General features: G+C 66.8%; 12 protein-coding genes. 11 read left to right on the top strand and 1 reads right to left on the bottom strand.

Annotation, left to right across the window (positions count from 1 at the left end):
- Positions 1-7 precede the first annotated feature (7 nt).
- Complete coding sequence (locus STRTUCAR8_RS12910; RefSeq protein WP_044472099.1) at positions 8-580, top strand: hypothetical protein; 573 nt, start codon at positions 8-10, stop codon at positions 578-580.
- 60 nt (positions 581-640) lie between these two features.
- The gene (locus STRTUCAR8_RS12905; protein WP_006376150.1) at positions 641-3,892 is read left to right on the top strand and encodes a S41 family peptidase; all 3,252 of its coding nucleotides are present in this window, start codon (positions 641-643) and stop codon (positions 3,890-3,892) included.
- Positions 3,893-4,297: 405 nt separating this feature from the next.
- On the opposite strand, the gene STRTUCAR8_RS12900 is transcribed toward STRTUCAR8_RS12905, so the two are convergent.
- Positions 4,298-4,498 (bottom strand): hypothetical protein, encoded by a 201-nt coding sequence (locus tag STRTUCAR8_RS12900; RefSeq protein WP_006376090.1) that lies wholly within the window; start codon positions 4,496-4,498, stop codon positions 4,298-4,300.
- A gap of 596 nt (positions 4,499-5,094) precedes the next feature.
- Between STRTUCAR8_RS12900 and STRTUCAR8_RS12895 the strand changes: the two genes are divergently transcribed.
- From STRTUCAR8_RS12895 to STRTUCAR8_RS12860, 9 genes are all read left to right on the top strand, one after another.
- On the top strand, positions 5,095-5,382 hold the full coding sequence (locus STRTUCAR8_RS12895; protein ID WP_044472098.1) for a GntR family transcriptional regulator: 288 nt from the start codon (positions 5,095-5,097) through the stop codon (positions 5,380-5,382).
- A gap of 654 nt (positions 5,383-6,036) precedes the next feature.
- Positions 6,037-9,549: a laminin G domain-containing protein gene (locus tag STRTUCAR8_RS12890; RefSeq protein ID WP_044472097.1), complete on the top strand. Its 3,513-nt coding sequence runs from the start codon at positions 6,037-6,039 to the stop codon at positions 9,547-9,549.
- A gap of 148 nt (positions 9,550-9,697) precedes the next feature.
- A complete protein-coding gene (locus STRTUCAR8_RS12885; protein ID WP_006376136.1) occupies positions 9,698-16,213 on the top strand; it encodes an RHS repeat domain-containing protein in 6,516 nt (2,171 codons plus the stop codon).
- A complete protein-coding gene (locus tag STRTUCAR8_RS52455; RefSeq protein ID WP_143666637.1) occupies positions 16,210-16,461 on the top strand; it encodes a hypothetical protein in 252 nt (83 codons plus the stop codon). The genes STRTUCAR8_RS12885 and STRTUCAR8_RS52455 overlap by 4 nt, the downstream gene beginning before the upstream one ends.
- A 205-nt stretch (positions 16,462-16,666) precedes the next feature.
- Positions 16,667-17,029: a histidine triad nucleotide-binding protein gene (locus STRTUCAR8_RS12880; protein WP_006376124.1), complete on the top strand. Its 363-nt coding sequence runs from the start codon at positions 16,667-16,669 to the stop codon at positions 17,027-17,029.
- A 33-nt stretch (positions 17,030-17,062) separates the two neighbouring features.
- Positions 17,063-17,971: a ribonuclease Z gene (locus STRTUCAR8_RS12875; RefSeq protein WP_006376105.1), complete on the top strand. Its 909-nt coding sequence runs from the start codon at positions 17,063-17,065 to the stop codon at positions 17,969-17,971.
- Between the two features lie 20 nt (positions 17,972-17,991).
- A complete protein-coding gene (locus STRTUCAR8_RS12870; RefSeq protein ID WP_044472096.1) occupies positions 17,992-18,987 on the top strand; it encodes an adenosine deaminase in 996 nt (331 codons plus the stop codon).
- A gap of 123 nt (positions 18,988-19,110) precedes the next feature.
- Positions 19,111-20,238, top strand: coding sequence for a carbohydrate kinase family protein (locus STRTUCAR8_RS12865; RefSeq protein WP_006376115.1), 1,128 nt, complete (start codon positions 19,111-19,113; stop codon positions 20,236-20,238).
- Positions 20,239-20,391: 153 nt separating this feature from the next.
- A complete protein-coding gene (locus tag STRTUCAR8_RS12860) occupies positions 20,392-21,459 on the top strand; it encodes a PhoH family protein (RefSeq protein WP_006376128.1) in 1,068 nt (355 codons plus the stop codon).
- Positions 21,460-21,464: the final 5 nt, after the last annotated feature.

Below are 21,464 nucleotides of genomic sequence, written 5' to 3'. Positions count from 1 at the left end.
GCCCTTCATGGGGGCACTGAGACGGATTTGGCATCGGCCGCGCAGGGGCCGCCGGGTGGTCGCGGCGGCCGGACTGGTGGTGGCCGCCGTGAGCGTGGTCGTCGCCTGTGATCCCGGTGGGCTCGGTTCGGCCACCGTCTCCTTCACCACCGACCGGACGGCGACCGCGGAGCTGGAGCGGCGGGGCGTGCACGTCCAGTGGCTCACCTGCACGGCCTCGGTCGGCGACGCCAACGGCAACAAGGCTTCCACGTCCGGGAGTTCACCCTCGCCGAGCGCGACCACCGTCGCCGACGTCGACTGCCAAGGCAAGACCACGGACGGCAAGGACATCACCGTCACCGGCAAGGTGACGCGCGCGGTCGACGGCAGATGCGTACGCGGGAACCTCACCGCCAAGGTCGACGGCAAGCAGCGGTTCCGCGTCAGCGGCCTCGGCAACTGCGACGAGCCCAGCACCCCGCGTGCCACGTGGCGTCCGCCGGACAACGGGAGGCCCGCGCCGACCGTGACCGTCACCGCGACGAAGACCATCTACTGCCAGAAGAACCCGAACTGCTGGCCGGTCGAGGGTAAATGAGCAGGCATGAAGTGATCCAAACCTCTGTCCGGGGGCGTGCTCGCTGCTTAGGGTGATCGGGTGACTCAGCCCTCTTCGCCTGCGTATCTCCGGTTTCCGCATCTGCACGGCGACTCGGTCGCCTTCACCGCCGAGGACGACGTCTGGGTCGCCCCGCTCGACGGCGGCCGGGCCTGGCGCGTCAGCGCCGACAACGTGCCGGTGAACCATCCCCGTTTCTCCCCGGACGGCACCCGGCTCGCCTGGACCTCCACCCGCGACGGCGCCCCCGAGGTGCATGTCGCCCCGATCGACGGCGGATCCACCAAACGCCTGACCTACTGGGGCAGTTGGAAGACCCAGGTGCGCGGCTGGACCCCGGACGGGCGGGTCCTCGCCATCAGCACCCAGGGGCAGGCCAGCCTGCGCCGCTCCTGGGCCCGGGCCGTGCCGCTCGACGGCGGACCGGCAACTGTCCTGCCGTACGGGCCTGTTGGCGATGTGGCCCAGGGTCCGGCGACCGTGCTCCTCTCCGCCCCGATGGGACGAGAGGCCGCCTGGTGGAAGCGCTACCGGGGCGGTACGGCGGGCAAGCTGTGGATCGACAAGGACGGCCGGGACGACAGGGACGGTCAAGAGGGCGAAGGCGCCGGGGAGTTCGTCCGGCTGCATGCCGACCTGGACGGGAACCTGGAGTACCCGGTGTGGGTCGGGGAGCGCATCGCGTTCCTCTCCGACCACGAAGGTGTCGGGGCGCTGTACTCCTCCCTGGCCGACGGCTCCGACCTGCGACGACACACACCCCTCGACGGCTTCTACGCCCGGCACGCCGCGAGCGACGGTAGCCGTGTCGTCTACTCCAGTGCCGGTGAACTGTGGCTCCTTGACGACCTGGACGGGGCCGAGCCGCGACGGCTGGACATCCGGCTCGGCGGGCAGCGCACCGATCTTCAGCCCCATCCCGTGAGCGCCTCGCGCTGGTTCGGATCCGGAGCACCCGACCACACCGGGCGCGGCAGCGCCATCGGCGTGCGCGGCTCCGTGCACTGGGTCACCCACCGGTCCGGCCCGGCCCGGGTACTCGCCTCGGGACACGGCGTACGGGCCCGGCTGCCCCGCGCCTTCCGCGTGGACGGCGAGGAGTGGGCCGTGTGGGTGACGGACGCGGAGGGCGACGACGCACTGGAGTTCGCCCCCGCGACCGGCACCGCACCGGGGGCCACACCGCGCCGGCTCGCCGCCGGGCAGCTCGGCCGGGTCCTCGGCCTGGCCATGGCGCCCGACGGGAGCCGGGCCGCCGTCGCCTCCCACGACGGGCGCGTGCTGCTCGTCGAGCGCGAGTCGGGGGAGGTGCGCGAGGTTGACAGCAGCGCCGACGGTGACGCGTCCGGGCTCGTCTTCTCGCCCGACTCCGCCTGGCTCGCCTGGTCACACCCCGGGCCGAATCCGCTGCGTCAGCTCAAGCTCGCCAACACCACCGACCTGTCGGTGACCGAGGCGACTCCGCTGCGGTTCCGGGACTACTCACCCGCGTTCACCGCCGACGGCAAGCACCTGGTGTTCCTGTCGGCGCGGTCATTCGACCCCGTCTACGACGAGCACGTGTTCGACCTCGCCTTTGTCGGCGGCTCGCGCCCGCACCTCATCACCCTCGCCGCGACCACGCCCTCGCCCTTCGGCCCGCAGCGGCACGGGCGGCCCTTCGAGGCGCCGGACAAGGACGAGACCCCCGACAGCGAGGGCGCCCCGGCGACCCGTATCGACCTCGACGGGCTGGCCGACCGGATCGTCCCGTTCCCCGTCGAGGCCGCCCGCTACTCCAACCTGCGGGCCGCCAAGGACGGTGTGCTGTGGCTGCGTCACCCGGTGCGCGGAGTCCTCGGCTCCTCCCGGGCCACCCCGGACGACCCCGACCCGAAGACCGAGCTGGAGCGGTACGACCTCGCCCAGAACCGCATCGAGCACCTCGCCGGGGACGCCGACCACTTCGCCGTCAGCGGCGACGGCAAACGCGTCCTGTTGTGGACCGACGGCAAGCTGAAGGTCGTACCCAGCGACCGGCGCGCCTCGAACGACGACGAGAGCGACAGCAACATCACCGTCGACCTGTCGCGCGTACGCCAGAGCGTCGACCCGGTCGTCGAATGGCGGCAGATGTACGCCGAGAACGGCCGCATCATGCGGGACAACTTCTGGCGCGCGGACATGAACGGCACCGACTGGGACGGCGTCCTCGACCGCTACCGGCCCCTCCTCGAACGCGTCGCCACCCATGACGACCTCGTCGACCTTCTCTGGGAGGTCCAGGGCGAGTTGGGCACCTCGCACGCCTACGTCACCCCGCGCGGTGGACACGGCAGCGGCGAGCGGCAGGGCCTCCTCGGCGCCGACATCTCCCGCCACGAGGACGGCCCCCAGAACACGGCCCTGTGGCGCATCGACCGCATCCTGCCCGCCGAGACCTCCGACCCCGACGGCGTCTCCCCGCTCGCCGCACCCGGCGTCGCGGTACGCCCGGGCGACGCGATCGTGGCGGTCGCCGGACAGCCCGTCGACCCGGTGACCGGGCCCGGCCCCCTGCTCGTCGGTACGGCGGGCAAGCCCATCGAACTGACCGTCTCGCCGTCCGGCGGTGGCGACGCGCGGCACGTGGTCGTCGTACCCCTCGCCGACGAGGAGCCGCTGCGCTACCACGCGTGGGTCAACGACCGGCGGGCGTACGTCACGGAGAAGTCCGGCGGACGGCTCGGCTATCTGCACGTGCCTGACATGCAGGCGCCCGGCTGGGCCCAGATCCACCGCGACCTGCGGATCGAGGTCGCGAAGGAGGGCCTGATCGTCGACGTCCGCGAGAACCGGGGCGGCCACACGTCCCAGCTGGTCGTCGAGAAGCTGGCACGCCGGATCGCCGGCTGGAACCTGCCCCGCGGGCTACGGCCGTACAGCTACCCGGAGGACGCGCCACGCGGGCCCGTCGTCGCCGTCGCCAACGAGTTCTCCGGCTCGGACGGCGACATCGTCAACGCGGCGATCAAGGCACTGGGCATCGGCCCGGTGGTCGGCACGCGGACGTGGGGCGGCGTCATCGGCATCGACAACCGCTACCAGCTGGTCGACGGAACCCGGGTCACGCAGCCCAAGTACGCGTTTTGGCTGGAGGGTTACGGCTGGGGCGTCGAGAACCACGGCGTCGACCCGGACGTGGAGGTCGTACAGACCCCGCAGGACTACGCGGCCGGGCGGGATGTCCAACTGGACGAGGCGATCCGGCTGGCGCTGGAGTCACTGGAGGAACGGCCTGCGAAGAGGGCGCCGGGGTTGCCGGAGCTGTAGAGGGTGTTGGGCTGAAGAGCCCGATTGCGGGAGGCGGCCGTCTCCGCGACTTGGAGAGGGCCGCCTCGGCACGAATGCAGCAGCTAGAGGCGGCTGATTGTGGTCACGGCGACGACGACCGTTACGACCCACACGATCATGAGCGCCGCAGTGAAGGCGCCCGCCTTTAGTCGCTTCCGTCGCACCTGCGACCAACTCGATTCGGAGCCAATGGAGTTCACGTTGCGGTGCCCTTCAACAGAGTGAGGGCGGGGCGGTGGCAGCCACAGTCGCACACCAGATAGTGGAGCCCTTGTACGCCGCTCTCACGAAGCTCGCCGTCCCGGCACTGGTCATGGGTGCCGATTGTGCAGCAGCCGGACACATAAGGGGGTTCCGGCGTCCAGGCTGGTTCGTGGGCGTTGCTCACTTGGCCGTCTCCCGTTCGTTGTTGGGCGCGGGGTGGAGCGGAATCACGTACCAGGTGCGGCCCCGCACATCTCGGTGGTCCCCGGCGTGCCCCTTCGCGAGCACGCAAGCGCCGCTCTCGCTGAAGATCGGTGCGTGGTACAGCAGGGAGGCGCGGACCGTTCCGCACGTGTCTGTGTTCGTCTGCGCCGACGTCAATGGATCCCACCCGAGACCGGGGTCGTACGAAGGTTTCGGGTGTCGAGGTCGAGGCGGAAGTGGGCTGCCAGCACGAGCACGCGCCGCCGCCTCCACTGCGCTACGTGTTCTCGCGACGTCCAGTAGGGCCGCACCCGCGCGGTGCGGGGTGCCGTGATCATCTCTGGGGCCCAGTCATCGAGAGCGGGCAGGTATGGCCGTGACAGACGGGATGCCGAACCGTCCAGAGCTCCCTTGTCCGTGCTGTACGGCGATCGGAGCTGGGCCCGTACTCGTGCTGCCTGGAGAACATGGCTTTCTACGTTGCTGCGGGTCACGAGAGTTCGATCTCGTTCCGAAGTTGCTTGTCGTCGCCTGCCAGTGGCTGGAAGCACCCGGCACAACAGGGGCAGCAACGCCCCGATCAATACAGCCGCGCTACGCTCGCGCATGTCGTCAACCTTCTAGGGTTGGTGGCCATGCCCCGGGGGTCCTGACCGACCCGCCGGGGTCTTCTTGTGGCATCTGACTGTACGCCAACTTGGTACGTCTTGTTACGTCTCTACTCGCGCTATCACGACCTATGCTGGCCTGAGTTGACCTCTTACGCTCCAACCATGATCGAGATTGATCGGGAGAGCATTACCCCGATGTACTTGCAGCTGGCATCAGCCTTGCGTGAGCGCATCCGACGCGGCGTCATTCCGGTCGGCCGTCGGATCCCCTCTCACTACGAGTTGGAGCAGGAGACGGGCGGTGTGGTGAGCCGCCGCACTATCAAGTCGGCCATCGATGCACTTGTGGCCGAGGGGATCGTTCAGGGCGTTCAAGGCAAGGGGGTGTTTGTCATCGCGACACCGGAGGAGACCCAATCCGCCGATGAGGGTGGGCGGCGAGACCAATGACTGACGCCTCGGACGGCCTGGTGGTCCGGGAGTAGCAGCACTCCAGCCCTTGAGGAGCTATGAGGTAATTGCGGTACTGGGCGAACAGTCGGTTGGGGCTCGCGGTGCTAAGTGGGCGCTGCTTGGCGATCGCAACTGCGTCCAGGCGCCGTGCTTTCTCGTGCTCCAGTGTGCTGATGAGTGTGTCGCGGAAGGGCCTGTGCGGCGATGGCGCTGCAGGCGATTCTCGTGACCGTGACGGCGGTTGGGAGTGTTGCCCGGGCTGCTTGATGCAGAATTATTGTTTGCTGAAGTGGCTGGGTTGTCCGCCAGTCGAGACATTTGGTCTCAAAAAGTGAGTTCTGCGGCATGTGGAGCGGGCGTGAAGAAGTGGCGAAGATCACACTTGCTTGACGTGGGGGTTTATAAAAATTCAAGATCTCCCCTTGTCTGTGAAAAATAAATAACACGGGGGTGGGGTTGTGCGGGCTGGGGTGTGGCGTCGAATACGTCACGGCATGTGCGGAACGGTAGTCATGGCGTCTCTTGCCGTGGCTGTTCCGGTTTTGGGGGGGAACGGCCGCAGCGCAAGCGCCAGTTGTCTCGGATGCACCGGCAGAAGCGCTCTCTCCTGAGGCCGAGGCCTCAGAGCTTGCAGCCGAGTCCGGAGAACGGGTGGAGGTCGCTCCGGCGACTACCGAGATCTCCCAGATTTTCGCGAATCCCGATGGCACGTTCACCCAGGAGTCGAGCGCTGCCCCGGTTCGCGCAAAGCAGGGCGACGGTTCTTGGGCTGACATCGATACCACCCTCGTGCGCTCCGCAGACGGCACGATCAGGGCCCGGTCCACGGCGACTGAGGTCGAGTTTTCTGGTGGCGGCTCCGGCAGCGAGATGGTCAAGTTGGACGACCACGGCCACGAACTGGCCTTTGGCTGGCCGACAGCGCTACCGGAACCGCAGCTCAGCGAAAGTGTCGCGACCTACGCCGATGTGCTCCCTGGGGTGGACCTCAGGTTGACTGCCGTCAGTAGAGGGTTCACCCAGGTCTTGGTCGTCAAGACTGCTGAGGCCGCCGCCAACCCCGCGTTGGCGAACCTCAAAATCACTACCGAGGACGAGGGGTTGAGCCTTGCGCCGGGACCTGATGGAGGGTTTGTCGCGCTCGACGAGAACGGGGCCAAGGTTTTTGAAGGGCCCGCCGGGCGCATGTGGGACTCCGCCGGTGACACGGTGCAACGCGAAGCTCCTGCCACTACGCGGATGCGCACGGCCGCACTCTCCACTGCTGCCGAGGTGCGGGGAGACGGCAGCCCGGACGACCCCGCCGCCGGCCCGGGACCCGGGGACACGAAGGCGGACGTCGCGCTGACGATCAAGGACGATGCCTTGGAACTCGCGCCGGATCTGTCCCTCCTCCGAGGCGAGGACACCGTTTATCCCCTCTACGTGGATCCGCCGACCAAGGGCGTTGTGCGCGGTGACTGGACTGCGCTCTCCTCCGACGGGGACAAGTTCTGGGAGTGGGACGGTGACAAGGGAACCGGTCGTTGCTCCAACTACGACGGGTATATCTGCTCTTCGTCCCCGTACACCCAGCGGCTCTACTTCGAGTACCCGCTGTCTTCGCTCTACGGCAAGAAGGTTCTCGACGTCACGTTCTCGGCCTACCAGACGTGGACCTTCACGTGTGATGCGCACTGGTACGACCTGAGCCTCGTCAACAAGGACATCTCTTCGTCCACCACCTGGTCGGGCCGTCCGACCGCCACCGACCTCATGGGTGATCGCAATGTCTCCTACGGCCGTGGCGGGCTGTGCAGTCCGTCGCAGCCGGCGAACTGGGTACAGTTCAGCGACAACGTGGCCGATGAGGCGGACGAGAATCTCACCCTGAAGGTCCGCGAGTTCGTAGAGGCGAAGAAAGCTGCCATTACGTTTTCCCTGACCGCTCACGACGAGTCGAACGCCGCCTCCTGGGCGCGATTCCGGGCCGACGCCCTGCTTTCGGTCACCTATGTCTCTTACCCGGGTAAGCCGACGACGGTCGGTGTCCAACAGGGCAACGCGGGCCAGGCCTGCAACACATCCGCGCTTCCGCTTGCCACGAGTGACACCACGCCGAAGATGATCGCCACCGTTCAGTCGGCGGACGGTTCCAACTCCCAGCTTCGTGCGGCGTTTGAGGTGTGGAAGGCGGACGGGTCCAGTCGCGCCTGGTCTGCGGCTTCTCCCAGTGAGGCGTGGGTGGCCGACAACGCCAAACGAGATGCCTCCCTCACAACCGCACTACCACCGCAGGCCGATTATCGGATGCGCGTGAAGACTCAGGCGTACTTCAAGTCGGACCGGGGAAGCACCGGAGTTCTGGACTCAGCCTGGTCCTCCTGGTGCTACTTCCGGGTGGACACCGATCAGCCGCCGCCGCCCATTGTGACCAGCGCGGACGGTCTCTACCAGCCTTCCGAAACCAATCCTGCGTCGGGAGCAGTGGGCACCGTCGGCAGGTTCACCTTCACTCCGGCGGACACGAACGCGAGCACGGCCGGTATCCAGTCGGATGTGGTGACGTACAAGTGGCGCCTGAACAGCGGCGCTGACTCCACTCCGATCAACGTGGCCAAGGGAGCCCCGGCCACGGTCTCCATCACTCCGAACCAGGCTGGCGAGAGCACCATCCAGGTATGGGGGTATGACGCCGCCATGCACAGCTCAGAAACTGGCTTTTACAGTTTCCTGGTCAATGGTGCGGAGAAGCCCACGGGAATCTGGCACCTGGACAACAACGGTACGGACAGCACGACGGCGACGCAGCACCCACTTACTCTGTCCTCGGCCTCTTCTGGGTCGGGGTACTCACTTCTGGAACGGAGCGGAACGCGCTCGCTCAGGATCGACGGTTCCGCGAGCTTTGCCCAGACGTCGACAGGTGTTGTGGACACCTCGAAGTCGTTCTCCGCTTCGGTTTGGGTTCGTCTGCAGGACACAGCGCGCAACTACACCGCGCTGTCTCAAGCAGGCACGAACGCTTCCGGTTTTCAGTTGTCTTACGCGTCGGCGAACAACGCCTGGGTCTTCAGCCGACACAGTAGCGACGTCAGCAGCGCGACGATCACTCGCTCCATCGCCACGAAACCACCGGTATTGAACACGTGGACTCATCTCACCGGGGTCTACGACGCCGCCGGTCACACCATTCAGCTTTACGTCAACGGGCGAGCGCAGGGTGAACCGGTCGTGTTCACCACCCCCTGGAAGGCGAGCGGGGCGCTCCAAGTAGCCAGGCTCCGCTACGACGCCACCTGGGGCGAATACTTCAACGGCCGCATCGACGAGGTGAAGGTTTGGGCACGTGCCCTGGCCGACACCGAGGTCGTTCAGGATGCTCGCCTTGAGGACGAGGACATCAGCGACGACACGGCAGGCGACCCGATCACCACGCTGCTCGGGGACTGGGACGCCACGGACACCGCCCTCGCCCAGGGCACGACGATCAGCGACCGTTCCGAATACATCCGCCCCATGACCCTGAACGGCACAACTCTGGGCATTGACCCGGATACGGCCGACAATGCGGACCTGGGACTTCCCACCCGTCAGGTGATGAGCCTGAACGGAACGAGTTCCTACGCCACGACCGACGGGCCCCTGGTCGATGACACGGGCTCTTTCACTGCCACGGCCTGGGTCCGGCTCGACGGCACCAAGCTGTCCGACACCGCCAAGGCCTACTCGCTCCAGGTCTTTGGTCAGCCGGGAGCTACCCAGTCTTCCTGGGGGCTGTGGTACGAGCAGCCGGCAGGGGAGAGCACCGGCAGGTGGAAGTTCGGCCGTCCCAGCAAGGACGGCACAGGAGCCACCTGGACCACTCAGAACTCGCCCGTCGCACAGAAGAACACGTGGGTCCGGCTGACTGTCGTGTACGACGCGCAGTACGCCAGCGATGACGACGCGGACTCCACGAAGCGCGGCGCGATCCTGCTCTACGTCAACAGCGGCCGAGTGGCCAGCGAGGACGGCAGCGCCTACATCGCCCCCTGGCAAGGGGCAGGAAAGTTCGAAGTGGGACGCGGCCGGATCGACGGCGCCACCTCCCGCTACTTCCCCGGTCATATCGCCAACGTACGGGTCTGGGCAGGGGCGATGGACGACGGCACGATCGGCGATTTCTACAACGCTGAGCAGTGACCACCACCGGTGTCCGGGCATCTGTCCGGACACCGATCGGCTCCCCAGCTATTCATCCATTCCGCCAGGGATATTTCCCACGTCCGGAAACGGAAACCCCACCGTGTCTGCCTCATCTTTCTCCCGCACGCGGAGACCGAGCGCCGCGATGTCGCGCTGGCTTGGCCGTGGCGCGCTCGTCGTCTCTCTGTCCGTTCTTCCGCAACTCGTGGTTCCCTTGGGCTACGACGTGACCGCTCAGGCACAAACCTCCGCAGCCCGTGATCAGTTGGAGGAGCGGCCCGAAGCAAAGATCGACAAGGTGGGGGTGCTCAAGCCCGGCACGTCCAAGGCCCCGAAGGACAAGGCCGTCTCGGCCTCCCAGGAGACCCGTGAGAGGCTGAATCAAGCCGCCTGGCCGAAGGCCGGGAAGGCCACCACCGAGGTCTTGGCGACGCGCGAAGCCGCTGTCACCGTCGGCGGGCTCGGCATAGCGCTGGCTCAGGAGCCCGCTGCCCCGTCGGCCAAGTCGACGAAGAGCAAGAGGAATGCAAAGGCGACAGGCCCGGCCGAGAAGGTGGCGCTCAGCGTCCACTCCCAGTCGGCCGCGAAGAAGGCGGGCGTTAACGGCGTTCTGCTCACCCTCGACCCGGCTAGAACCACATCCGGAAAGCCCGCTCATGACACCGACAAGCTCCGGGTCTCCCTGGACTACTCCTCCTTCAAGGACGTCTACGGGGGCAACTTCGGCCCCCGCCTGCGTCTGGTGACACTCCCGGTGTGTGCACTGACCGCCCCGGAGAAGAAGTCCTGCCGCACCCAGACCCCGGTGGCGGGTGCAGACAACGACGCCGCGTTCCAGACCCTGACCGGCGCCGTCTCCGCGCGCGCCCTCGCAGCCGGCACCCCGATGTTGCTGGCGGCAGCAGCCGACAGCGCGGGCGGCGGAGGGGACTACAGCGCCACCCCGCTGTCTCCGACCGCGACCTGGGAGGTCGGCGGCAGTACGGGTGACTTCACCTGGAATTACCCGCTGCGGGTTCCTCCGGCCACAGCCGGTCCGGCCCCGAACCTGTCGATCTCCTACAACTCCGCCTCGGTGGACGGCCGTACGGCCGGGGAGAACAACCAGACCTCCGTGATTGGCGAAGGCTTCTCGATCACCGAGTCCTACGTCGAACGCAAATACGGCTCCTGTAAGGATGACGGCCAGTCCGGCAAGGGCGACCTGTGCTGGAAGTACGCCAACGCCACCCTGGTTCTCAACGGGAAGGCGGTAGAACTGGTCAACGCTTGCACTGACAAGGCGGCCTGCGACACTGCGGCTCTGTCGCAGGCATCTGGAGGCTCATGGAAGCTGAAGAACGAGGACGGCACCCGCGTCGAGCACTTGACCGGCGCTACCGGCAACGGCGACGACAACACCGAGTACTGGAAGGTCACGGACGCCTCTGGCATCCAGTACTTCTTCGGCAAGCACCGGATGCCTAATTGGAGCGACAACGGCACTGCTGCCGACGACGCGGTCAGTAACTCGGTGTGGACCGTCCCGGTCTTCGGCGACGACTCCGGCGAGCCCTGCTACAAGTCCACCGGCTTCGCCGACTCTTCCTGCAACCAGGCCTGGCGCTGGAACCTGGACTACGCCGTGGACCCTCACGGCAACGCTTCCACCTACTGGTACACCAGAGACCCGAACTACTACTCCAAGAACGCCGACACCACCGTCAACGGCACGCTCTACTATCGGGGCGGCTACCTCAACCGCATCGACTACGGCCTGCGCAGCGACCTGATCTACGCCAAGCCCGCCGCCCAGCAGGTCAGCTTCACCTACGCCGAGCGCTGCGTCGTTTCGGGTGGCTGCTCCAGTCTGACTGCAGACACCAAGGCCAACTGGCCCGACGTGCCCTTCGACATGATCTGCGCGGCCAGCACCAAGTGCACGACCCAGATCGGCCCGGCCTTCTTCACCCGCAAGCGCCTCACCGACGTCACCACCTCGGTATGGACCGGCACTGGCACCACCCAGCGGGAAGTGGACACCTGGCACCTGGAACACAGCTTCCCCGACCCCGGTGACGCCTCTTCGGCGAGCCTGTGGCTGAAGTCCATCCAGAACACCGGCAAGGCCAACACCACGGCGGCAGACATGCCGCCGATCGTCTTCGGCGGCATCCAGATGCCCAACCACGTCGAGGGCAGCGGCCCGGACACACTGCGCTACATCAAGTGGCGGGTGCGTACTATCAAGTCCGAGACCGGCTCCACCCTCACCGCCAACTACTCCGACCCCGACTGCATCTGGGGTACCAGCATGCCGACGGGCGTCGACAAAAACACCCGCCGCTGCTACCCGGTCAAGTGGTCCCAGTCAGGGGCGACTCCGGTCACCGACTGGTTCCACAAGTACGTGGTCACCTCCGTCTTCCAGGACGACCCCTACGGCCACGGCGACACGGGGGAGAAGTATTACGACTACCAGGGCGGCGCCGGCTGGGCCTACGCCGACGACGAAGGTCTGACCAAGGCCTCCAACCGCACCTGGTCGCAGTGGCGTGGCTACGGCAAGGTCGTGGAGACGTCCGGCGACGCCGAAGGCCCGCGCAGCAAGAAGTCGACGCTGTACATGCGAGGCCTCAACGGCGAGAAGGAACTCGACGGCACTGCCCGAGTAGAGAAGGTCACCGACTCCAGCGGCAGCGCCATCGACGACTCTCGCCAGTACGCCGGCTTCGTCCGCGAGACCATCGTCTACAACGGCACCGAGGAGCTTAGCGGAACCATCAACTCCCCCTGGTCATACAAGACCGGTAGCCACACCTACAGTTGGGGCACCACCGAGTCCCGCATCGTCCAGGCCGACGAGACCACCACCCGCACCAAGACCTCCACCGGCACTCGCACGGTCAAGCAGAAGACCACGTACGACACCACATACGGCATGCCGATGACCGTGGAGGACAGCGGCGACGCCACCAAGACCGGCGACGAGTCGTGCGTGCGGACCAGTTATGCCCGCAACACCTCGGCCTGGCTGGTGAACACGGTCTCGCGCACCGAGACCTACTCGGTTCCCTGCACGACCAGTCCGGTGATCCCCGACGACGTCGTCTCCGACATCACCACGGCCTATGACGGTCAGACAGTCGGGGTGGCGCCCACGAAGGGTGAGATCACCGCTTCCTACCGGGTATCCGACTACAACGCGGTGGACAAGACCCCGGTCTATCAGCGAGTGTCCAACTCCACCTACGACAAGCTGGGCCGACCGCTCACCGCGACCAACGCCCTTAACCGCACGGTTAAGACGACCTACGTCCCAGACGACACCGGCTACGGTCCGTTGACGTCCAAGACGTCCATCGACCCCGACCCCAAGCTCTTCACGTCCACCACCGAGGTGGACCCAGCCTGGGGCACGGCCACTAAGACAACCGACCCCAACGGCAATGTCACCGAGTGGTCCTTCGACGCGCTCGGCCGCCTGCAGTCGGTCTGGATGCCAAACCGTTCACGCGGGCTCGGAGACGTTGCCAGCATCGTCTACGCCTACAGCATCAACAACAACAAGGAGACCTGGGTCCGTACCGACGCACTCAAGGCGGACGGGAAGACCTACAACAGCTCCTACGAGATCTTTGACGGTCTGCTGCGGTCCCGCCAGAAGCAGGCTCCCGCCCCGAACGGCGGCCGGGTGATCTCCGAGACGCTCTATGACGACCGCGGCCTGACGTACGTCTCTAACGGCCAGGTCCACGACAACAGTGCGCCCTCGGGCACGCTTGCCAACACTTTCCAGGGTTCAGTCCCTGCCTCCACCGAGACGGTCTTCGACGCCGCCGGCCGCGCCATCGAATCCATCTTCCGGGTCTATGACCAGGAAAAGTGGCGCACCAAGACCGACGAGCAGAGCGACCGCACCGCTGTCACCGCCGCCGCAGGCGGTACCGGCACCCTGACGACGGTCGACGCCCGCGGCCGGGTCACCGAACGCCGTGAGTACGGCGGCCCCGTCCCGACCGGCACCGACTACACCCGCACCCTGTACGACTACACCCCCGGCGGCCAGCTCAAGAAGATGACCGGACCGGACGGAGCCGTCTGGACGTACGGCTACGACCTACGCGGACGCAAGACCACCTCCACCGATCCCGACAAGGGAAAAGTCGACACCACCTACAACGACGTCGACCAGCCGCTGACGGCCACCACAACCCTCGACGGCGTGTCCCGCACACTGATCACCGACTACGACGAACTTGGGCGCAAGATCGGCACCTGGGACGGGGCGAAGGACAACGCCCACCAGCTGACCAAGTTCACCTACGACTCGCTGGCCAAGGGACAGCCGACCGCCTCGATCCGATACGTCGGCGGTACCGCGGGCAAAATCTATTACCAGATTGTCACCGGCTACGACACTCTCGGCCGCCCCAAGGGCACCAGGACCGGTATCTCCGCCGACGACGACCTGGTGGTCAAGGGCGGAGCACCGCAGACGTTCACCACGTCCACCGCCTACAACATCGACGGCACCGTCCAGTCCACCTCGATGCCTGCGGTGGCTGGCCTGCCCGCCGAGACCGTGACCAACAACTACAACAGCCTCGGCATGCTCACCGCCTCCGACGGCATGACCGACTACGTCCAGAACATCGGCTACTCCCCGTACGGCGAGATCGAGGAGACCCGCCTTGGCACCTCCACCGGCGCCAAGCAGCTCCAAATCCTCAACCGCTACGAGGACGGCACCCGCCGACTGACCAACACCCACACCGTCGACCAGACCAACACTGGCTACACCAGCGACAACGACTACGTCTACGACACCTCTGGCAACGTCAAGTCGATCACCGACAACGCCAACGGCAAAGACACCCAGTGCTTCGCCTACGACGGCTACCGCCGTCTGACCGACGCCTGGACCCCGTCCTCCAACGACTGCGCCACCGCCCGCTCGTCGAGCGCCCTCGGGGGGCCGGCCCCGTACTGGACCAGCTGGACCTTCAAGCCCGGTGGGCTGCGCGACACCCAGACCGAGCGCAAGGTCACCGGTGACATCACGACTGGCTACGGTTACCCTCCCGTCAACGCCTCCGGCGCTGGCCAGCCTCACACCCTGACCTCCGTCACCGTCAACGGCGGCACCGCCAAGGCGTACACCTACGACGAGCAGGGCAATACCACCAAGCGCTACGGCACCACCGGCACCGCACAGAGCCTCGTGTGGGACATCGAAGGAGAACTCAGCCGCCTCACCGAAGGCACCAAGACTACCGACTACCTGTACGACGCCAACGGGGCACTCCTGATCCGTCGCGGCCCCGGCAAGACCGTCCTCTATCTGGCCGGTCAGGAACTCCACTACGACACGGGTGCCAAGAAGTTCACCGCCCAGCGCTACTACCCGGCTGGCGATGCCACCGCCGTCCGCACCGAGACCGGCCTGTCCTGGATGGTCGACGACCACCACGGCACCGCCTCGATGACGGTGGATGCCACGACCCAGGCCGTCACTCGCCGCTACACCAAGCCCTTCGGCGAAGCTCGTGGCGCGACCCCGTCGACGTGGCCCGACGACAAGGGTTTCCTCGGCAAGCCCGCCGATGCCGACACCGGACTCACCCACATCGGTGCCCGCGAGTACGACCCGGCCACCGGACGCTTCCTCTCCGTCGACCCAGTCCTCGCCCCCGAAGACCATGAATCACTCAACGGCTACGCCTACGCCAACAACACCCCTGTCACCTTGTCTGACCCCACGGGTCTGCGGCCGGTCACGGACTGCGAGCGCGGGTGCAGCGATGGTAAGGGCGGCCGATACCACGACTACATGACGATGGGCCCCAACGGCACCTGGGTTTACCACTCCACTCAGACCTACACCCAGACCTTCCAATACCAGAAGGCGGGCGGCGGTACCGGAAGCGGCTCCATGACGGTCACTGTCCGTACGGACGGGGGCCACAAGTCGGCGCAAGTGGTGTTCAAGAAGGGGCCTGACCCGAAGCCTCAGGAAAGGGAGGGGTGGCAGTGTAGATCCTGTTGGGCGATGGGAACAAATCCAAACTACGATGCGAACGCTAACGACCTACCAGACACAGGGAAGCTAGCGACCTGGCAGAAGGTCGTGCTGGGCGTCGTTGGGGTCGTTTCGGTAGTCGTGGCCGCCGCCCCGGTACTTGCCGTTCTGGGCGAGGGATGCCTGGCCACAGCCCCGGTATGCGCCGCAGAAATTGCGGAGATGGCGACCGGTGGTGCATCCGGCGGAAGTGCGGTAGTCGGCGGCGGGGCGCTCGGAGCCGGAGCTGCGACCCTCAGGGGAGGGGCTGATGGCATTGCCAGTTCAGCAGCACGTCTGCCGGTTCCCTACAACAGGGGCTGGGCGTTCAGGCAGGAGGAGAACTTCCACATCCCTAACCTGGTCACGCCGCAAGGCCGGACCTTGAGTGCCCATGCGGCCGAACGAGTGGCCGGAAGCGGGCCAGGACGTCCCCCGACATCATTGAGTGCTCTCGACTACATTTTGGAAAACGCCAACAAGGTGAAATATGATCCGGTTCGTGACACCCTCCAAGTCAGAGCGACCACGCTTCCGGGCAAGCCGTTCGTGGTTGTTTCTGGAAGTAACCCTAATCACATAGTCACTGCCATGATCCCGAAGGAATTCAACATTCCGTGAATCCAGTAGAAGAAACCCTCGAAATGGCTCGGAAGTTCATTTCCGGCGAAGACCGATCCATGGGTTTCGTTGCGTCTATGGAGAATATCGTTGTAGAGCATCTATCGGATTCCGAGGTGTTTGAATTTCTTGCGGAGGGAATATCTCTCTATCGCCCTTGGGCTGGTGCACCCTACTGGTCAGAGGAAGATATGATTCAGCTTATGGAGGATTTCGTGAAAGAATTCGGGCCCTCTGAGGATTCTTGAGGGATCGAGCCAGCAGCCGCGCCCGTCGCGGATGTCCTTCGTGGATGTCCCCGCCGGGCATGGTGCTTTGCGATCGCCGGAGCGGTTCGCGATGTGAGGGAACCGGAGGAGGAGTGTACGTGCTGGACGCTAAGCGCCGAATCGTGGCTTTCGGGGGCCGATACGATGCCCCCGCAGTGATCGGCGAGCGTGAGGAGGCACAAGCATGGCGGACGACAGCGGGGCACCGCAGGACGACTGTCTGTTCTGCAAGATCGTCGCGGGGCACATTCCGGCGACGATCGTCCGGGAGACCGGCACGACCGTCGCCTTTCGGGACATCAACCCCCAGGCGCCGACGCACATCCTGGTGATCCCCAAGGTCCACCACCCCGACGCCGCCTCCCTCGCCGCCGCCGAACCCGGCATCGCCGCCGATGTGCTGCGCCACGCCGGTGAGATCGCGGCCGAGGAGAAGCTGGACAGCTACCGCATCGTCTTCAACACGGGCAGCGGTGCCGGTCAGACCGTCTTCCACGCCCACGCGCACCTCCTCGGTGGGCGCGGACTGCAGTGGCCGCCGGGATAGCCGGGCCGAGCGAACCGAGAACGGTAACTTCCCTTGTCCGCACGTGAACTGGTGGTCCTCGGCACCGCCAGCCAGGTCCCCACCCGGCACCGCAACCACAACGGCTACCTGCTCCGCTGGGACGGTGAGGGGCTCCTCTTCGATCCCGGCGAGGGCACGCAGCGCCAGATGCTGCGGGCCGGGGTCGCCGCCCACGACCTCAACCGGATCTGCGTCACGCACTTCCACGGGGACCACTCGCTCGGGCTCGCCGGGGTCGTCCAGCGCATCAACCTCGACCGCGTCCCGCACGAGGTGACCGCCCACTACCCGCGCTCCGGGCAGAAGTTCTTCGACCGGCTGCGGTACGCCACCGCCTACCGTGAGACCGTCCAGATCAGGCAGGAGCCGGTCGCGGGGGACGGTGGGGTCCTGGCGGCCACGGGTGGTTACCGGCTTGAAGCCCGGCGGCTCTCCCATCCCGTCGAGTCCTACGGCTATCTAGTCGTCGAGCCCGACGGGCGCCGCATGCTGCCCGAACTGCTCGCCGAGCACGGGATCAAGGGGCCGGACGTCGGGCGCATCCAGCGGGAGGGGTCCCTCGGGTCCGTCGCCCTCGACGACGTCAGTGAGCTGCGGCGCGGGCAGCGGTTCGCGTTCGTCATGGACACCCGGTTGTGCGACGGGGTGTACGCACTCGCCGAGGGGTGCGACATGCTCGTCATCGAGTCGACCTTCCTGGATGAGGACCAGCAACTCGCCGTCGATCACGGTCACTTGACGGCAGGTCAGGCAGGAGCGGTCGCCCGGGACGCCGGCGTACGGCATCTCGTTCTCACCCACTTCAGCCAGCGCTACTCCGACCCCGCCGAGTTCGAGCGGCAGGCGCGGGCCGCCGGGTTCGAGGGGGAGCTGACCGTCGCGTACGACCTGCTGAGGGTGCCGGTTCCGAAACGGCGGTAAACCGGTCGTACGATTCTTTGATGTCCCTCCCCAAAGCCGAACTCCACCTCCACATCGAAGGCACCCTCGAACCCGAGCTCGCTTTCGCGCTCGCCGCGCGCAATGGCGTGTCGCTGCCGTACGCCGACACCGAAGAGCTGCGGAAGGCGTATCTCTTCGACGACCTGCAGTCCTTTCTGAACCTGTACTACGAGCTCATGGCCGTCCTGCGCACCGAGCAGGACTTCGAGGACCTCGCCAACGCCTACCTCGCACGGGCAGCCGCGCAGGGCGTACGGCACGCGGAGATCTTCTTCGACCCGCAGGCCCACCTCGCCCGGGGCGTGAGCATGGGGACGGTTGTGGACGGGCTGTGGCGGGCGCTGGGGGAGAGTGAGTCCGTCCACGGCATCTCGACGCAGCTCATCATGTGCTTCCTGCGCGACGAGTCCGCCGAGTCGGCCATGGAGACGCTGGTGGCGGCGAAGCCGTATCTCGGCCGGATCGCCGCTGTCGGGCTCGACTCCGCCGAGGTCGGGCATCCGCCGGTGAAGTTCCGCGAGGTGTACGAGGCCGCCGCCGGCCTGGGGCTGCGGCGCGTCGCGCACGCGGGGGAGGAGGGGCCGCCCGAGTACATCACCGAGGCCCTCGACATACTCGGCGTCGAGCGCATCGACCACGGGCTGCGCTGCATGGAGGACCCGGAACTGGTCGCGAGGCTCGTCCGGGACCGGGTGCCGCTGACCCTGTGCCCGCTGTCCAACGTACGGTTGCGGGCCGTGGACGTACTGGCCGAGCATCCGCTCCCCGCGATGCTCGACGCCGGTCTCCTCTGCACCGTCAACTCCGACGACCCCGCCTACTTCGGCGGATACGTCGGCGACAACTTCGGTGCGGTACGCGAAGCCCTGGGCCTGGACGAGGAGCGGCTGCGGGAGCTGGCGCGGAACTCGTTCCTCGCGTCGTTCCTGGACCATGACGAGGAGCGCCGGGCCCGGTATATCGCCGAGGTGGAGGCCTACGAGTTCGCGCGGTGACCCGAGGGCTGATCTCAGGTCCGACCTGAGGTTCGGGAGGCGTGACCGGAGTGGAGTGACGGTCCGTTGTCAGTGGTGTGGTGCAGACTGGCCTGAATCCGCACCATCGTCAGGGAGCGCACCGTGATCGCGTCCACCGCGTCCACCGGAGAGGGATCGTCCTACCGTCAGGCCCAGGTCGATCCCCTGGCCGCCCTGCGCGCGCCCGGCGAACCTCCGTGGGACGTGTATCTGACGGGCACCGTCTTCCTCGACATCATCTTCACCGGCCTCGACACCGCCCCGGTGCGCGGCACCGAGTCCTGGGCGCGCGGGATGGGGTCCAGCCCCGGCGGGGTCGCCAACATGGCCACCGCGCTCGCCCGGCTCGGCCTGCGGACCTCCCTCGCCGCCGCCTTCGGCGACGACCACTACGGCGAGTACTGCTGGGACGCCCTCGAACAGGGCGAGCACATCGACCTCTCCACGTCACGCACGGTCCCCGGCTGGCACTCCCCGGTCACCGTCTCCATGGCGTACGAGGGCGAGCGCACGATGGTCTCCCACGGCCACGAGCCGCCCCCGGAGGAGCCCGCCCCGGAGTGCCCCCCGCACGCCCGGGCTGCCGTCGCCTCCCTCACCCCGGGCGTCCGCGCCCCCTGGATCGCCCAGGCCGCCCGCAAGGGTGCCCGTATCTTCGGCGACGTCGGCTGGGACGACACCGGCCGCTGGGACCTCGCGGGCCTCGCCGACCTGGAGCACTGCGAGGCCTTCCTGCCCAACGCCGAGGAGGCGATGCGCTACACGCGCACCGACTGCCCCCGCGAAGCCGCCCACGCCCTCACCGACCACGTACCGCTCGCCGTCGTCACCCTCGGTGCCGAGGGCGCGTACGCGGTGGACGGGCGGACCGGGGAGACGGCCGAGGTCCCCGCCATCGCCGTCGAGGCACTCGACCCCACGGGCGCCGGCGACGTCTTCGTGGCGGGCTTTGTCGCCGGCACCCTCGCCGACTGGCCGCTCGCCGACCGCCTCGCCTTCGCCGGCCTCACCGCCGCCCTCTCCGTCCAGGACTTCGGCGGCTCCCTCTCCGCCCCCGGCTGGTCCGAGATCGGCGCCTGGTGGCGCGAGATCCAGTCGTACGAGCACCAGGACCCGGCGGCCCTTCGGCGGTACGCGTTCCTGGCGGACCTCGTGCCCAGGAGCGTCAGACCGCGCCCGTGGCCGCTGCGACGGGCCGTACCGACGATCGGTTTCCGCAGGTCCGCCTGAGCGCGTACAACGGGCCTTGAGGCACGTACACCGGACCGTGAGCTAAAAGCCCTACGGCGTTGTCAGTGCACCGTCGTAGGCTTGGAGCGGAAGGCTACCCACGTGGTTAGCGTGCCTCATTGAGGAGGTCGTGCAGGCCTACAGGGCCGGCCCATGACTCAGACACCCACAGCTCAGCCCCCTGCGCGGGGGCAGGCGCGAGCGCAGTTCACCGTCCCGGCCGCACACCCCATGGTGACCGTGCTGGGTTCCAGCGACAGTCTGCTGCGCGCGATCGAGAAGGCCTTCCCGGCGGTCGACATCCATGTCCGGGGCAATGAAGTCAGCGCCGTGGGCGAAGCGGTCGAGGTCGCCCTCGTCCAGCGCCTGTTCGACGAGATGATGCTGGTGCTCCGCACCGGACAGCCGATGACGGAGGACGCAGTGGAACGCTCGATCGCCATGCTCAGAGCGAGCGGGAACGGGGAGGGCGACGGCCAGGAGACCCCGGCCGAGGTCCTCACGCAGAACATCCTGTCCTCGCGGGGCCGCACGATCCGTCCCAAGACCCTCAACCAGAAGCGCTACGTCGACGCCATCGACAAGAACACCATCGTCTTCGGCATCGGCCCGGCCGGTACCGGCAAGACGTATCTCGCCATGGCGAAGGCCGTCCAGGCACTCCAGTCCAAGCAGGTCAGCCGGATCATCCTGACCCGCCCGGCGGTGGAGGCGGGCGAGCGGCTCGGCTTCCTCCCGGGCACGCTGTACGAGAAGATCGACCCGTATCTGCGCCCGCTGTACGACGCGCTGCACGACATGCTCGACCCCGACTCGATCCCGAAGCTGATGGCCTCGGGCACGATCGAGGTGGCGCCGCTGGCGTACATGCGTGGCCGTACCCTCAACGACGCCTTCATCATCCTGGACGAGGCGCAGAACACCAGCGCCGAGCAGATGAAGATGTTCCTCACCCGCCTCGGCTTCGAGTCGAAGATCGTGATCACGGGTGACGTGACGCAGGTCGACCTCCCGTCCGGGACCAAGTCCGGTCTGCGGCAGGTGCAGGACATCCTCGAAGGCCTCGACGACGTCCACTTCTCACGGCTCACCTCCCACGATGTCGTCCGGCACAAGCTGGTCGGCCGTATCGTCGACGCGTACGAGAAGTACGACAACGAGAACGGCACGGAGAACGGCACCCACAAGGGTGTCCGGGACAGCCGCAACAAACGGAAGTAGACAGA

The sequence above is a fragment of the Streptomyces turgidiscabies Car8 genome, from assembly GCF_000331005.1.
GTDB classification, from domain to species: Bacteria; Actinomycetota; Actinomycetes; order Streptomycetales; family Streptomycetaceae; genus Streptomyces; species Streptomyces turgidiscabies.
This window is presented reverse-complemented; position numbering and strand designations above follow the sequence as displayed.